The following is a 14,980-nucleotide window of genomic DNA, read 5'->3' on the forward strand; positions in this document are numbered from 1 at the left end:
AACCAGTGGGGAAAGATTCAGGCCAGGGCATTAGCGCGAAGCTTCTGCTCCATATAACTATAGACCCGTAAGCCGCAAAGAGCCATACAACATGCGCCTGACTATGCCGCACCACGGTTTATAAGTCGGGCATAGGCATACGTTTTATACGAATATGGGCCGGCTTCCACATGTTGCGGAAGCCGGCCCATACGTAAACGAAGCGAAATTATCAGCGCTACAGCTTATCGCCCCGATACTGGTATTTATCGAAAATCGCGCCGACAGCTGAGTAGACTTTGTCTTTGTTTTTATCGAACACGTTACCATCGGTCAGGCCCGAGGCGTAGCCCTGCCACACCTCTACACCTTTTTTGCGGTCGATAAGCTGGACGATTATGCTACCCTTATCGAGTTTCACCTCACCGAAGCGGTTGGTATCGTAGGCATACGACTCGCTGGAGCCCCAGTAGCCGGTGCCCATATTGTCCATGGTTTTGATTTCGGCAGGTTGCTCAAACACCCGGAAATTTACTACTAGGTCGCCGCTACTGGGCATATATTGGTAGCCTCGCGAAGCCATTTCGTTGGCCACGGCATCGCGCAGCATGGTTTTAAATAGCAGGTCGTTGAGGAAGTAAGCGTTGTTTTGCTCATCCCGTACCTGCGAGGCCCACGAGTAGCTTTTATAAGCCGAGAAGTCAGGCTCGTTGTCGGTACCCGCGTAGCCCGGCGGCGCAGTGGTGGTCGCGCCCCGCTGATCGGCTCCTACGGTTACGGCTTGCTTGGTTTCATTACAGCCAGCCAGGAGTAGCGTAGTGCCTAGGGCTAAGAAAAGATGCTTAATAGTCATAATAGGAAAGTTAAAAAGGTAATACGATTTACTTGATATCTTTTCATACGTATCAGATCATCAATCTGTTACCTTTTAACTTGTCGCTTTCAATCTGTAATGGAGCAGCATTCTCTCCTCGATGGCCCGCCAGATAAAGCCGCTACGGTCTAGCTTAAGTAGTGCTAAAACCGTCCTTAAGCCCGATTTTGTTAACCAAATAAGTCCCACCGCTCAGGCCAGTAGTCCGGGAGTTAATTAGGCCATAATTATATACAACCGACGTTACATCTCCCCTTCCACCCCCAGCCCAAATAGCGCGAAATCGTACTTCACCGGGTCGAGCGGGTCGAGGCGCGCAGGTGAGCCGTCAGATCTTCGGCGGCCATCCAATCAACCTGCTTACGTTGGAGCAGGCCCAAGCGGCGGGCCACGCGCTCCACGTGCACGTCGCAGGGGCAGATGAGGTCGGCGGGGTAGCCCACACCAACCGCAGTGCTATATCGTGGTAATGTACTCACCGGGAGAATCGGCAGCGCTATTGAGTGAGCAGCTGACGAAACTCGTCGAGTTGCAGCAGTAGTTTCTGCAGGAGCTCGGCCAGCGTCTGGAAGCTCATCTTGCTCACGAAGTGGCGGCCCAGGCAACCCAGGCATAACGCCCTAAGCAGATTCCGTAGTTAGGATAGACCCAGTTTCTACTCGAAGTTCTGGAGAGGAATCAAATTAAGTACTACATAGTAGGTACCGGGTAATTGGAGGACAGCGCGACGGTAAACAGCTAACGGGCCAGGAAAGATTCGCTGCATTTGCAAGCTCCGCTGTGCCCTCTAGTTACGCTCTCCTCTTTTTGCGCCCATCCCACCAACGCCATAAATACGCCAAGCAATTACCGTATATCAGCACTACTATTAGCACTGGCTTCTGTGGATCGAGACCATGTGTGAGCAGATACCAACTGAAATATACCAGCGTAACTAATATCAGCCAGCCAGCTACATTTCCTATTGGCCTTTCAAAGAAAGGTTTATCGCGCTGGATGTTCACTATTAGTTTCTCTTTAACGGCGTCAGGCGATGGTGGTAGCTGATTTTGGTACGGATGCTGGTTCTCTGAGTCCATCACTGGATATCTTTTTAAGATTTATAAGCAATTACATCTCCCCTTCCACCCCCAAGCCAAACAGGGCGAAATCGTACTTCACCGGGTCGAGCGGGTCGAAGGCGCGCAGATGGGCCGTCAGATCTTCGGCGGCCAGCCAATCAACCTGCTTACGTTGGAGCAGGCCCAGGCGACGGGCCACGCGCTCCACGTGCACGTCGCAGGGGCAAATAAGGTCGGCGGGCGAGAGGCGCGTCCAGAGGCCGAAGTCGACGCCGTGGATATCGAGACGGACCATCCAGCGCAGGTACATGTTCAGGCGCTTGCAGGCCGAGCCGCGGGCGGGCGTGGCTACGTGCTTACGGGTGCGCTGGGGCGCGTCTTCGAGGCTGAAGAACAGATTATGGAAGTTCTCCAGCCGCTGTTTCTGGGTGGTGCCGTGCAAGAAAGCGTCTTCCAATGATTCGTGCTGCCCATAATACCAGCGCAGCCAGTGCACAAAGTACAGCAGGTCAGTGTCGCAGAACGTGCGGTGGCAGAATCCCAGCAGCCGCTTCAGGTCGTCGTCGTGGTGCTGGGTGATGAACTGGTGGGGGGCATCGTCCATGCGACGCAGCAACTCCTGGCACTTGCTGATGATGGTGGGCCGGCGTCCCCAGGCCAGCACGGCAGCAAACAGGGCGCTGATTTCCACGTCGGCCCGCGCCGAGAATTGGTGCGGGATGCTGATGGGGTCGAGGGCAATGAAGCCGGGCTGGTCGTAGCGGCGGTACTTGTCGTCGAGCAGCGCCCGCACCTGGGCGTGGTTCATATTTTAGTACTGAGTAGTTGGTATGGAGTAGTGAGATTGACAGTTTGCAGTCGTTGGTATTAGCAAAGTTGGGTCTCACTACTCCATACCAACTACTCAGTACTACCCTACGGCACGTAGCTGGTTTCCACGCGGAAGCGCTGGTCGGGGGTGGCGAGGCGCTGCACGGCGCGCTTGGAGAGGCGCAACAGCACCTTGTCGTTCTCGCCGGTATCGGGCAGGCGGCCGATGACGCGCACGTACACGGCCTGACCATTCATGATATTGCGCACTTCCATGATGGTGCCCACGGCAGCCGTTTTGTGCAGCGCTAGGTACTTGTCCGAGGCATCGGTCGGAATGACCATGGCCAGGCCGCTTTCCGTAACCCGGCGCCCGGCTTCGTTAACGCGCACCGGAGCGGGGGTTTCTTTGGCTTCGGGTTTCGCGTCGGACTCAGGCGTTACAGCCGGCGAGTTGGCCTCGTCACGCGCTTTTTCGCGCTCGGCGTCGCGGGCTATGGCCTTTTCGCGGGCGGTAGGGCGGGCAGCAGCCACTACGGGGGCGGGCGGGCCAGCTGCGCCGGTGGCCGGAGCGGCTACAATTACTACCTCACCAACCCGCACGCTATGGTCGGCGCTGAAGCCGTTGAGGCGGGCCAGCTCGGCGGGCGTGGTCTGGTAGCGGCGGGCAATGGCGTAAAGTGTCATGCCGGCCGCCACTTTGTACACACGGTTGCCGTTGGCATCGGTGGGCAAGGCGCGCACAGCGGCGGCGGCGGGCACGGCCACTGCTACCGGGGCCGCGGGCCGGGCCGGAGCAGGCGTGAGCACCACCCGGGTGCGCGGAATGAGCACTATCTGGCCCAGGTTGAGCTGGCCCTTCTGGCCCGAATTAGCCTCTACAATATCCTCGACGGGCACTTTGTAGCGGCGCGAAAGGCCGTAAATGGTTTCGCCGGCTGTTACGCGGTGGCGAATCAGCAGCTTGTTGTTGCGGTACTCCACACCGATGGAATCGGGTGGGGCCACCGGCGCAGGAGCCGCCCACGCAGAAAGGCCGGAGAGGACGAGAGCGGCGGTCAGCAACGAAAATCGGGACATAGGAAAGCAGAACACGAAGCGGATAAGCAGGTTGAAACCAACGCAGCCGCATAAACTTTGCCTAAAGTTACGGATTCGGGCTTTAGTACTGCCTCCGAGGCCTGCAATCCAGTTATTTTGGGGACTTCCCGACAATATGCGGTAGGCTGTTCGCCGCTTTTGCCGTTTCTTGCGCATCGTCCTCTTGTCCCTACTCTATGCTCGCCATTGGCATCATTCCCGCCCGCTACGCCTCCACCCGCCTACCCGGCAAGCCCCTCATCAACCTCGGGGGCCAGACTATGATTGAGCGCGTAGTGCGGCAGGCCCAACAGGCCAATCTGCAGCGGGTAGTAGTAGCCACCGATGATGAGCGGATTCTGGCTCACGTGCGCGGCTTCGGCGGCGAGGCTGTGCTTACGAGCCCCGATCACCCCAGCGGCACCGACCGGGTACGCGACGCCTACGAGCAGCTGGACGTTGCGGCCGATTGCGTCGTCAATATCCAGGGCGACGAGCCGTTCATTCACCCCGACCAGATAAACGCGCTGCTGGCCCTGTTCGCCGACCCCACCACTCAAGTCGGGACGCTGGTTAAGCCGGTCGTCAGCGAGGAGGAGCTGTTCAGTCCGCACCTCCCCAAAGTAGTGCTCGACAGCCGGGGCCGGGCACTGTATTTCAGCCGACACCCCCTGCCCTACCAGCGCCAGCACGCCCAGAGCGAGTGGCTGGCCCAGCACCGCTACCTGCGCCACATCGGCCTCTATGCCTACCGCCCCGAGGTGCTGCGCGCCCTCACCCAGCTCCCGCCCTCGCCCCTGGAACTGGCCGAAAGCCTCGAACAGCTCCGCTGGCTCGAAGCCGGCTACGCCATCCAAACCGCCGAAACGACGCTCGAAACCATCGGAATTGACACGCCCGAGGACGTGGAGCGGGCGCTACGCTTACTTAAGAAGTAAAAGAGAAGCGCCAGAAATGGCCGTTGAACACCCGTTTAGAAGTTGTTCAACGGCCATTTCTGGCGCTTCACTTTTACCCTTTAATTCCTTGCTACCTCTCCACTACGCTGATGGCGTAGCCGCCGCCGGGGGCGCAAACCTGCTTGAGCTTGGTTTTGCTCGTTACCGTGATTTTGCGGATGGCGTAGGCCTGGGGGTTGGTTTTGTAGTGGGCCTGGGGGCCGTCGGCGTAGATGGTGGCGGTGTACTTTTTACCGCGGGGCAGGAAACTGAAATCAAGGTTGCTGGTACGGCCCTGTTCGTCGCAGACGCTGCCTATGAACCAGTTGCTGCCCCCCTTCTGGAGACGGGCAATGGTGATATAGTCGCCGGGCTCGGCTTCGAGGACGCGGGTGTCGTCCCAATCCACGGGCACATCTTCGATGAACTGGAAGGCATCGAGGAACTTGTTATAGGTTTCGGGCAGGTCGGCGGCCATTTGCAGCGGGCTGTACATGGTTACGTACAGGGCCAGCTGCCCGCCTATCGTGCTGTTGACGTGCGAGTTATTGTTAGGATTATACTTACTCACGTCCATCTCAAAAATGCCGGGCGTGTAGTCCATGGGGCCGCCAATGAGGCGGGTGAAAGGCAGAATGGTGGTATGGTCGGGGTTGCTGCCGCCGAAGGCCTGGAACTCGGTACCGCGGGCCGCCTCGTTGCCGATGAGGTTGGGGTAGGTGCGGGCCAGGCCGGTGGGGCGCACGGCCTCGTGGGCATTCACCATGATGCGGTGCTTGGCGGCCTCGGTGATGGCGTGGAGGTAGTGGTTGTTCATCCACTGGCCATAGTGGTACTCGCCCAACGGCAGAATGTCGCCCACGTAGCCGCTCTTCACGGCGTTATAGCCGTACTTGTTCATGAGCTCGTAGGCGGGCTCCATAAACCGCTCGTAGTTGCGCGACGAGCCACTGGTTTCGTGGTGCATGATGATATTAACGCCTTTTTCGTGGGCGTAGCGGTTGAGTTCGGCAATGTCGAAATCGGGGTACGGGGTTACAAAGTCGAACACGTACTCCTTGTGCTTACCGAACCAGTCTTCCCACCCGGTATTCCAGCCCTCCACCAGCACGGCATCCATTTTATGCTTGGCGGCGAAGTCAATGTACTCCTTTACGTGGGCCGTGTTGGCGGCGTGGGTGCCGTTGGGTTTCACCTTGGCGTAATCGATGGAGTCGAGCTTGATGTTTTCCATGTTGGTGTACGACCACGAGCTTTTGCCGGTAATCATTTCCCACCACACGCCCACGTACTTGATGGGCTTAATCCAGCTGGTGTCCTTGTATTTGGTCGGCTCGTTGAGGTTGAGCACCAGCTTGGATTCGAGAATAGCGGCGGCCCGGTCGCTGACGATAACCGTGCGCCAGGGTGAGGTGCTGGGCGTCTGGAGGTTGCCCTTGTTGCCTTGCGCATCGGGCGTGAGGTGGGCGCTGAGCGTGAAGGTTTTATCATCGAGGTCGAGCGACATCGTGGAGTAATCGACCAGCGCGGCTTCATGCAGGTTGATGTAGATTCCATCGGCGCTCTTGAGCATGAGGGGGGTCTGCAAACCGGTAGGCGAGAACTGGGTCTGCGAGGCGTTTTCGGTGATGGCCGCCTTCATCAGTCCGCGCACTTCGGAGAGCTTGGACGTGACGGTGCTGTACTCCTGGGTGTCGTAGTCGCCGGGCAGCCAGAACGCTTTGTGGTCGCCGGCCAGAGCAAACTGGGTTTTCTCCTCCTTCACCACGAAGTAGCCCAGCTCGGGCTGGCGCGGAAACTCGTAGCGGAAGCCCAGGCCATCATCAAACAGCCGAAACCGCACCAGCATTGTGCGCTTGGTAGCGGGCTGCGTGAGCGTGAGGGCCAGCTCGTTGTAGTGGTTGCGGATGGTTTTCACCTCGCCCCACACTGGGTTCCAGCTCTCGTCAATCGACTTGCGGACGGCATTCGCCTGCACAAAGCCGTTGGTGAGGTTTGGCGCGCCATTAAGTTCCAGGCCCAGTTGGCCGGGCTTAAGCACCGCGCGGCCCTTGTAGGTGAGGCGGTACGTGGGCGTGCCGTCGGCGGTCAGGTCGACGCTGAGGGTGAGCTGCTTATCGGGCGATTGAAGCTGCTCTTCGGCGCGGGCCAGTGTGGCGCTGGTCCAAAGAAACATGAGCAGCAACAAGCCGCGGCCAGCGCGCCAGGAAACGAGGGAAGTAAGCATAGATACGGGTTGAAGTAACAGGAATTGGCAAATTAGACCTTTGCAACCGCAAGTTCGGCTACTGCCGCCTCCCGGACTACCAGTGCGTTACCCGTTCTTCGCGCCCCATTGACTATTTAACAGCGACTAACACTACTCCTGCTGATTCGCCTGGCGCTGCACATGGTGCTCGGCGGCGGCGCGGTGCTCATCCTTCATTTCGCGGGAGAGGAAAAAGTTGAGGGCCGTGCGAATGACGGCAATGGCCCCGAGCTTGCCAATCTGCTCCCAGCTCGGCGCAATGGTCGTGGAAAGAATATCGGCCCCGAGCTGAAACTCCAGGGCCAGCGCAAGGTAGCGGGCCAGCGTGAGGCGAATAGCCGTGAAGTCGGCCGTTTTGCGGGCAAACAGGGCTTTGGCAAACAGGTAGGCCCCCGCCACAATACCCAGCACAATAATGCCTGCCCCAATTGCCTCGGCCCCCAGCTTCAGCCAGAGCACCACGTGCACTACGGCTTCCTCCACTTGGGTGTAGGCACTAGAAACGTGCGGGAGCATTACATCAGGCATCGGTAGCGGGCGAAGTGGAGAGAACTGTACGGTTGCGTCGGGTTAGCGGCCAGGCTGGCGGGCTACTGAAAGCAATGGATCAATAAAGACACGCCAACCGGCGCAAAGAATCTTTACCAGTAGGCATGCTCAACCACTCTTCTTCACCTTGTAACCCTTCTCCAGCAGCAGGGCCAGCACTTTGTCGCGGAAGTCGCCCTGGATGAGGATTTCGCCATCCTTGGCGCTACCCCCGACGCCACAACGGCTTTTGAGCAGCTTACCCAGCTCCTGCAAATCGGTTTCCTGGCCCACAAAGCCAGTTACCAGCGTCACCTGCTTACCTCCGCGAGCCTTCTTATCGAGCTGCACGCGCAGGTTTTGCTGCTGAGGGGGCAGCGTGGCGGCCGTTTGTTCGGTGGGCTCATCGTAGCTGAATTCGGGATTGGTAGAGTATACTACGCCCTGTCGGTTGATCTTCATGATTAGGGATTAGGGATTAGGGATTAGGGATTAGGGATTAGGGATTAGGGAAAATACGAACGTCATGCTGAGCTTGTCGAAGCATCTCTACCACAACGCTAATAAAGGCAATGCGGTAGAGATGCTTCGACAAGCTCAGCACGACACAGTCTTCCGCTCCGTTAACGCATTCATCAGCTCAGCCCTACACCGCCACTTCCAACGCCAGCGGCTCCAGCAGCACCTCGAAGTTGGTGGCGTCGGCCACGTAGTCGCCATCGACGTGGAAGCCCAACGGATTGGCGGCCTGCACGCGTATGTGGCGGCTGCGGTGGAACTGGGCGCCGCCCGAGGTGGGCAGCGTGCCCAGAGCCAGCCCCACCCCTACCCGCACGGCTCGCCAGATGGGCAGCGCGTCAATCAGGCAAAGGTCGAGCAGGCCGTCCTGGATGTTGGCGCGGGGCGCGATGTAGGCGTTGTTGCCGTATTGCGAGGCGTTGGCGAAAGCCAGCACGTAGCAATGCGTGTCGCGCACAGCCTCATTTTCCAGCGTCAGTTGCACGGCTGTAGGACGGTAGTGGCGGTATTCGCACAGGGCCACTTTCACATAGGTGGCCAGCCCGCGGGTGCCGGCCTGCGCAAACAGGCGGCTCACGTGGGCATCAAACCCCAACCCGGCGGTGCAGAAAAACCAGTGCCCGTTGATCTGGCCCGCGTCGATGCGCTGGAAAGTAGGGTTGCAAACCCGGCGCACGGCGGCGGGCAAATCGAGCGGCACGTGCAGGTGACGGGCCAGGCCGTTGCCCGAACCGCGGGGTACGATGCCCAGGGCCGCGCCGGTGCCCAATAGGCCCCGGGCCACCTCGTTCACCGTGCCGTCGCCACCCACGGCTACTACCACCCGGCAGCCCGCCGCGGCGGCCTGGCTGGCCAGTTCCTCGGCGTGGCCGGCATACTGCGTGGGCATAATATCGAACTCGGCCCCGGCCGCCGTGGCGTGCTCAGTGAGCAGCGCCGCCACGTTCTGGCTCCGGTTGGTGCCCGAGGTCGGATTAAGAATGAAGCAGACACGCATTTTATGGAGCTGTTAGCTAAGAGCCTTTAGCTTTTTGTTAGAGAGGCCAGAGCTGACAACAAAAGAACGTCATTCAGCGCGAAGCGAAGAATCTCGCGTGAAATCGTTGGGAATTACCCTGACGAATAACACGCGAGATTCTTCGCTTCGCGCTGAATGACGTTCCGTAAACAGTTCGCTTAGCACGTTAAGCCGACAGCTAATAGCTCTCAGCTAGCTGCTTAAAAACTAGCCGTTCATTTTGTCGCCCAGCATCTTGATAAGGTCGGCGGTGCGGGCGCTGTAGCCAGCTTCGTTATCGTACCAGCCCACTACTTTCACCAGCGTGCCGTTGGCCGAAGTCAGCTCCGAATCGAAGATGCAGCTGTGGGGGTTACCGATGATGTCGGCGCTAACCAACGGGTCAGTGCTGTACTCCAGAATGCCCTTCATGTCGCCATCAGCAGCCTTTTTGATGGCCGCGTTGATTTCCTCGGCCGTAGCCTCGCGCTTCAGCAACACGGTCAGGTCGGTGGTCGAGCCATCCGGAACTGGCACCCGCATGGCAATACCATCGAGCTTACCCTTCAGCTCGGGCAGCACCAGACCAACGGCCTTGGCAGCACCAGTGCTGGTCGGGATGATGCTCAGGGCAGCGGCGCGGGCGCGGCGCAGGTCCGAATGCGGCGAGTCCTGCAGGCTCTGGTCGGAAGTGTAGGCGTGCACCGTGGTGATGAAGCCCTTCTCGATACCGAACGTGTCGTTGAGCACCTTGGCCATCGGGGCCAGGCAGTTGGTAGTGCAGCTGGCGTTCGAAATGATGGTTTCGTCGCCCGTGAGGATGTCCTCGTTCACGCCGAGCACCACTGTGGGAATGTTGCCTTTGGCGGGAGCCGAAATCACTACTTTCTTGGCGCCGGCGGTGATGTGCTGGCCTGCGCCGGCCTCATCCACGAAGCGGCCGGTGCTTTCGAGCACGATGTCCACGCCCATGTCGCCCCAGGGCAACAGCTTGGGGTCGCGCTCGGCCAGGGCCACAATGCGCTTGCCGTTCACGGTCAGGCTGTCGTTATCGAACTCAACCGTACCCGGGAAACGGCCGTGTACGGAGTCGTACTTGAGCAGGTGGGCCAGGGTCTTGTTATCGGTCAGGTCGTTGATTGCCACGACTTCCACGTTGTCGCGCTGGAGCAGCGCCTTGAACGTGAGGCGGCCGATGCGCCCGAAGCCGTTGATGGCAACTTTAATTTTAGCCATAGTAGTAGGGGAAGTGGGAAGTTTGTCGACCGCGAAGGCCGGGGTGAAAACACGCAACGAAGGTAATGGGCCGGGCGCGGATACCCAAATCGGCAGCTGATTGCGCCAGGCCCACAATCAGCTGCCGATTATGCCAACAGGTCCAACAGCCCGGCAACGACAAAACTTTCGGGTTGAAAATCAGCCTATTTAAGTCGGTGAGCCACTTTTTTTCAAACCTACCCCTTGCGCCGCTCAACAGGTCACCTATCTTTGCAACACCAAAACGCAGCGAGGTCGCCTTCATCTGGTCCGTTCGTCTAGGGGTTAGGACAGTAGATTTTCATTCTACCAACAGGGGTTCGATTCCCCTACGGACTACTCCCGGCCTCGTTTTTGGCTTTTATCTGAAACCCCGCTCCGAACTCTTCGGGGCGGGGTTTTTCGCTTTCCGGGCCCCGGCGTGTACCTTGGCACCTGTGCATCCGCTCCGCGCCTACATCCACCGTTTCGTGGCCCTCACCGACGCCGAGTGGGCCCCGCTGGCGGCGGCCCTGCTACCGCAGCAGTTGCGGCGGAAACAGCTTTTCGTGACGCAGGGCGCACCAGCGCCCGCACTGGCGCTGCTGGTATCAGGGGCCTGCCGGCTGTTCTATACCCGCCCCGATGGCGAGGAGCGCACCACGTACTTCTTCTTTGAGAACCATTTGCTCGGGAGTTACCAAAGCTGCCTGACCGGCCAACCCAGCGCCTTCGGCATTGAGGCGCTGGCTCCTACCGAGCTGCTGACATTTCCCTTCGCCGTGCTCGACGCGCTCTGCAACGAGTTTCCGGCCTACGAACGGTTTTGCCGCCGGCTGGCCGAGTACCACCTGCTGGGCACCGACGAACGCCTGGCCGAACTGCTGCTGCTCAGCCCCGAGCAGCGCTACGCCAAACTGCTGGGCGGCACCAAAACCAAAATTCTGGAGCGGGTATCCCAGCGCTACATTGCCTCGTACCTAGGCATTACGCCCGTGTCGCTCAGCCGCATTCGGGCGCGGGTGCAGGCATCAGATGGACCAATTTCTTAACGTTTGTTAACGATTTAGGCACCGCCGGAGCCGGACCTTTGGGTAGTTGTTTCACTCCTCAAATTTCTGCCCCATGAAAACGCTGCTTAAGGTCGAAGAACTGGCTGAGGCTTTGCTCGCCATTTTGGTTTTCGCTCATCTCCCCTACCCCTGGTGGTGGCTCCCGGCGCTGTTTCTGCTCCCCGATCTGAGCATGCTGGGCTATCTAGCCGGCTCCCGCACGGGCGCGTTTTTCTACAACCTGCTCCACCATAAAGCCCTGGCGCTGCTGCTAGGCGCGGCCGGCTGGATTATGGACCACCACCTGCTGCTACTAGCCGGTACGGTACTGCTGTTCCATAGCGCCTTCGACCGACTGCTGGGCTATGGGCTGAAATATGCCACCGGGTTTCAGCACACGCATTTAGGAGAAATCGGGCGGCACCCGGCACCCGCGGCTTAGAGCGTGTTTGGGAATTAGTTGGCTGTTGCTCGGCGCAAGGTCATGGTCAAGTTGGCGACCAGCAGCCACGCAGCATGGCTGGCCGTTGTGCGCTCGTAATCCATGGCGAGCCGGCGAAAGCAATTGAGCCAGGCGAAGGTACGCTCCACGACCCAGCGCTGGGCCACTGGGACAAACCCACGCGTGGCACTAGGCGGCCGACTGGCCACGTGATGCTGCCAGCCCAGCTCCTGCACGTGCTGCGCGAATTGGCCACCGTAGGCTTTGTCGGTCAGCACCCTGCGTAACCGGCTGGCCCAGGCGGGGCGCAGCTGCGTGGGGCGGGGTAGTAGGGGCACCGCTGCCCGGCTGTCGTGGCCGTTGGCCGCGTGCACATGCACGCACCAGATGCGCCCGCCCGTGTCGCAGAGCACCTGCCGTTTGCGCCCGTTGACACGCTTGTGGGCGTCGAGGCCCCGCTGCTGGCCCAGGCGCGGGGCCAACTTGACGCTTTGCGCGTCGACCAGGGCTAGCGACGGGGTGGGCAAACGCTTACTCGCCAGCCGGTCAGCGCGGTTGCTGGCCTCATTCAATCGGTGCAGCATGCCGGTGCTTTGCCAACGGGCAAAATAGTAGTACACCGCCGACCAGGGCGGAAAACAAGCCGGCAGGCTGCGCCATTGGCAGCCCGTGCGACATATGTAGCGCAAGGCATCAACGACTTGGCGCAAACACAAGTGCCGCTTACGTTGCAGCGGTAGCAGCGGCGCAATAACTTGCCACTGCGAGTCAGTAAGGGGTTGATAGCCGTCAACCATAATGCGAATCGGAGCCTAGGAACTCCCGTCGCAACTTACTGGCTCGTTTCTTTTTGCCCTAGCCAATTCCCAAACACGCTCTTAGTGGCCCGGTAGCAAAATCGGGCAAACACACAAATGATCTTTCGGGGCTTTTGGCCGTAAAGTGAGGAATAGTTCTACTTGTTTCCACGCTATGTCCCGCACCATTATCGTTTCCAACCGCCTACCCACCAAAGTACTTCGCACCGATGATTCGCTCACGTTTCAGGCCAGCGAAGGCGGCTTGGCAACAGGCCTCGGTTCGATTTACCAGCAGGCCGGCAACGTGTGGGTGGGCTGGCCGGGCCTGTTTGTGGAAGATGCCACCGAGGAAGGCTACGTGCGCGAACAGCTGCGCCAGGACAGCATGGAGCCCGTGTTCCTAACCGAAGCCGAAATCCGCGACTACTACGAAGGCTTTAGCAATTCCACGCTCTGGCCCACCTTCCACTACTTCCCGCAGTACGCCACCTATGAGCCCGCCCACTGGGCCGCCTATGTGGCCGTGAACGAGAAATTCTGCCAGGCGGTGCTGGCCCTGGCCGGCCCCGATGATACGATTTGGGTGCACGATTACCAACTGCTGCTGCTGCCGGCCATGCTGCGGGCGGCGCGCCCCCGGGCTACCATTGGCTTCTTTCTGCACATTCCTTTTCCGTCGTATGAGCTAATCCGGGTGCTGCCCTGGGCCCGGGAGCTGGTGGCCGGCGTGCTGGGCGCCGACCTGATTGGCTTCCACACCTTCGGGTTTATGCGTCACTTTTTAAGCTCTGTGTCGCACCTGTTGGGCTTTACGGCCCACAACGGGCGCCTCGAAGCCGGGCAGCGCACAGTGCTGGTCGACACCTTTCCGATGGGCATTGACTACGACCGATATGCCGAGGCCGCCGCGTCCGAGTCGGCCCGGCAGCACGAAGCCAGCTACCGGCAGGTGCTGGGCGATATTCGTGTGATTCTGTCCATCGACCGGCTCGACTACTCCAAGGGTATTGCCGAGCGGCTGCGGGCCTTCGAGCAACTGCTGGTGCGCCACCCCGAGTGGCGCGGGCAGGTAAGCCTGATTATGGTGGTGGTGCCCTCGCGCGACCAGGTGGCCCAGTACGCCGTCCTGAAGGAGGAAATCGACGAGCTGGTGGGCCGCATCAATGCCGCCTACCGCACTATGCGCTGGACGCCCATTCACTACTTCTACCGCTCGTTTCCGCTCGATGAGCTGGCCTCGCTCTACCGCCTGGCCGAAGTGGGGCTGGTGACGCCCATGCGCGACGGCATGAACCTGGTGGCCAAGGAATTCGTGGCCACCAAGGCCAACGACCACGGCGTGCTTATTCTAAGCGAGCGGGCCGGCGCGGCTCGTGAGCTGTCCGACGCGCTCATTATCAACCCCACCGACCTCGACCAGCTGACCGCCGCCCTGCACGAAGCCCTGGTGATGCCCGCTAACGAGCAGGCGCGCCGCATGCGGGCCATGCGCCGGCTGGTGCGCCAGTACGACGTATTTGCCTGGACCGATCTGTTTATGAGCCGGCTGGCTTACGCCAAGCAGGAGCAACTTTCTCTTGACACCGATATGCTTTCCCCCGACCTTACTACCCAACTGCTGCGCGACTACCACGCCGCCCCTACCCGCCTGCTATTGCTCGACTACGACGGCACGCTCAGCCCCTTCCATAACGACCCGCAGCAGGCAGGCCCCGACGAGGAAATGCTCCTGCTACTACGCGCCCTCACCGAAGTTCCGCAAAACCGCGTCGTTATCATCAGCGGCCGCGACCGGGCCACGCTGGAGGGCTGGCTGGGTCATTTGCCGGTCGATTTCATTTGTGAGCATGGCGTATGGCTGCGGCCAGCCGGCGAAGACTGGCAGCTGTTTCAGGCCCTCAACAACGACTGGAAGGACGAAATCCGCACTATCCTCGATCTGTACGTGGCCCGCACGGCCGGCTCGTTCATCGAGGAGAAGGACTTTTCGCTGGTCTGGCACTTCCGCCGGGCCGATGCCGAGCTGGGCGATATGCGGGCCCGCGAGCTGATGAACCACCTCACCTTCATCACTGCCAACGCCGATTTGCAGGTAATGGAGGGCAACAAGGTGATTGAAATCAAGACGGCCGGCATTAATAAGGGCACTGCCGCTGCCCGCTGGATGGCCACTTATCCGGCCGATTTCCTGCTGGCCATTGGCGACGACCGCACCGACGAGGACACGTTCCGGGTGATGCCTCCCGAGGCCTACACCATCAAAGTCGGCCCCGCCCCCCGGTCGCTGGCCCGTTACCACGTAGACTCGCCCACCGAAGTGCGCCAGCTGCTGCGGGAGATGCTGATGTAAGGCTTAAAAAAGAACGTCATTCCTCGCTTTGCGCTGAATGACGTTCTTATTTCTAAAATCTAATTT

The 14,980-nt window shown here is 59.7% G+C and carries 13 protein-coding genes, 1 tRNA gene and 1 pseudogene; 5 read left to right on the top strand and 10 right to left on the bottom strand.

Features of this window, described 5'->3' with window-relative positions:
• Window positions 1-217 precede the first annotated feature (217 nt).
• From HW556_RS04235 to HW556_RS04250, 4 genes and pseudogenes are all read right to left on the bottom strand, one after another.
• Window positions 218-832: a DUF4136 domain-containing protein gene (locus tag HW556_RS04235; protein ID WP_176898279.1), complete on the bottom strand. Its 615-nt coding sequence runs from the start codon at window positions 830-832 to the stop codon at window positions 218-220.
• Between the two features lie 264 nt (window positions 833-1,096).
• Window positions 1,097-1,287: pseudogene (locus HW556_RS04240) on the bottom strand (DUF2400 family protein); the annotation flags it as partial.
• Between the two features lie 676 nt (window positions 1,288-1,963).
• Entirely contained in the window at window positions 1,964-2,722 is a 759-nt protein-coding gene (locus tag HW556_RS04245) for a TIGR02757 family protein (RefSeq protein WP_176898281.1), read from the bottom strand.
• A 107-nt stretch (window positions 2,723-2,829) separates the two neighbouring features.
• The gene (locus tag HW556_RS04250; RefSeq protein ID WP_176898283.1) at window positions 2,830-3,804 is read right to left on the bottom strand and encodes a LysM peptidoglycan-binding domain-containing protein; all 975 of its coding nucleotides are present in this window, start codon (window positions 3,802-3,804) and stop codon (window positions 2,830-2,832) included.
• A gap of 197 nt (window positions 3,805-4,001) precedes the next feature.
• Here HW556_RS04250 and kdsB point away from each other — a divergent pair, with 197 nt between their 5' ends.
• Entirely contained in the window at window positions 4,002-4,742 is a 741-nt protein-coding gene (gene kdsB, locus HW556_RS04255) for a 3-deoxy-manno-octulosonate cytidylyltransferase (RefSeq protein WP_176898285.1), read from the top strand.
• Window positions 4,743-4,833: 91 nt separating this feature from the next.
• Here the strand turns inward: kdsB and HW556_RS04260 are convergent, their stop codons facing one another.
• The 5 genes from HW556_RS04260 to gap all read right to left on the bottom strand — a co-directional run bounded on the left by HW556_RS04260 (window position 4,834) and on the right by gap (window position 10,270).
• Complete coding sequence (locus HW556_RS04260) at window positions 4,834-6,969, bottom strand: glycoside hydrolase family 97 protein (RefSeq protein ID WP_176898287.1); 2,136 nt, start codon at window positions 6,967-6,969, stop codon at window positions 4,834-4,836.
• A gap of 132 nt (window positions 6,970-7,101) precedes the next feature.
• Complete coding sequence (locus tag HW556_RS04265; RefSeq protein ID WP_246289515.1) at window positions 7,102-7,506, bottom strand: DUF1622 domain-containing protein; 405 nt, start codon at window positions 7,504-7,506, stop codon at window positions 7,102-7,104.
• Window positions 7,507-7,647: 141 nt separating this feature from the next.
• Window positions 7,648-7,980: a translation initiation factor gene (locus HW556_RS04270; RefSeq protein WP_176898291.1), complete on the bottom strand. Its 333-nt coding sequence runs from the start codon at window positions 7,978-7,980 to the stop codon at window positions 7,648-7,650.
• Window positions 7,981-8,164: 184 nt separating this feature from the next.
• Complete coding sequence (locus HW556_RS04275; protein ID WP_176898294.1) at window positions 8,165-9,034, bottom strand: diacylglycerol/lipid kinase family protein; 870 nt, start codon at window positions 9,032-9,034, stop codon at window positions 8,165-8,167.
• Window positions 9,035-9,262: 228 nt separating this feature from the next.
• Window positions 9,263-10,270 carry a type I glyceraldehyde-3-phosphate dehydrogenase gene (gene gap / locus HW556_RS04280; protein ID WP_176898296.1) on the bottom strand — a complete coding sequence of 336 codons (1,008 nt, stop codon included), beginning with the start codon at window positions 10,268-10,270 and terminating at the stop codon, window positions 9,263-9,265.
• A 288-nt stretch (window positions 10,271-10,558) separates the two neighbouring features.
• Between gap and HW556_RS04285 the strand changes: the two genes are divergently transcribed.
• The 3 genes from HW556_RS04285 to HW556_RS04295 all read left to right on the top strand — a co-directional run bounded on the left by HW556_RS04285 (window position 10,559) and on the right by HW556_RS04295 (window position 11,764).
• Window positions 10,559-10,630 (top strand) — tRNA-Glu (locus HW556_RS04285).
• 98 nt (window positions 10,631-10,728) lie between these two features.
• Window positions 10,729-11,322: a Crp/Fnr family transcriptional regulator gene (locus HW556_RS04290; protein WP_317170472.1), complete on the top strand. Its 594-nt coding sequence runs from the start codon at window positions 10,729-10,731 to the stop codon at window positions 11,320-11,322.
• Window positions 11,323-11,395: 73 nt separating this feature from the next.
• Window positions 11,396-11,764 carry a DUF4260 domain-containing protein gene (locus HW556_RS04295; protein WP_176898298.1) on the top strand — a complete coding sequence of 123 codons (369 nt, stop codon included), beginning with the start codon at window positions 11,396-11,398 and terminating at the stop codon, window positions 11,762-11,764.
• Between the two features lie 14 nt (window positions 11,765-11,778).
• Here HW556_RS04295 and HW556_RS04300 read toward each other — a convergent pair whose 3' ends face one another.
• Window positions 11,779-12,561 (bottom strand): IS5 family transposase, encoded by a 783-nt coding sequence (locus tag HW556_RS04300; protein ID WP_176898300.1) that lies wholly within the window; start codon window positions 12,559-12,561, stop codon window positions 11,779-11,781.
• Window positions 12,562-12,736: 175 nt separating this feature from the next.
• On the opposite strand from HW556_RS04300, the gene HW556_RS04305 reads away from it, so the two are divergent.
• A complete protein-coding gene (locus HW556_RS04305) occupies window positions 12,737-14,914 on the top strand; it encodes a bifunctional alpha,alpha-trehalose-phosphate synthase (UDP-forming)/trehalose-phosphatase (RefSeq protein ID WP_176898302.1) in 2,178 nt (725 codons plus the stop codon).
• Window positions 14,915-14,980 lie beyond the last annotated feature (66 nt).

The organism is Hymenobacter terrestris (assembly GCF_013377905.1).
Lineage (GTDB): Bacteria > Bacteroidota > Bacteroidia > Cytophagales > Hymenobacteraceae > Hymenobacter > Hymenobacter terrestris.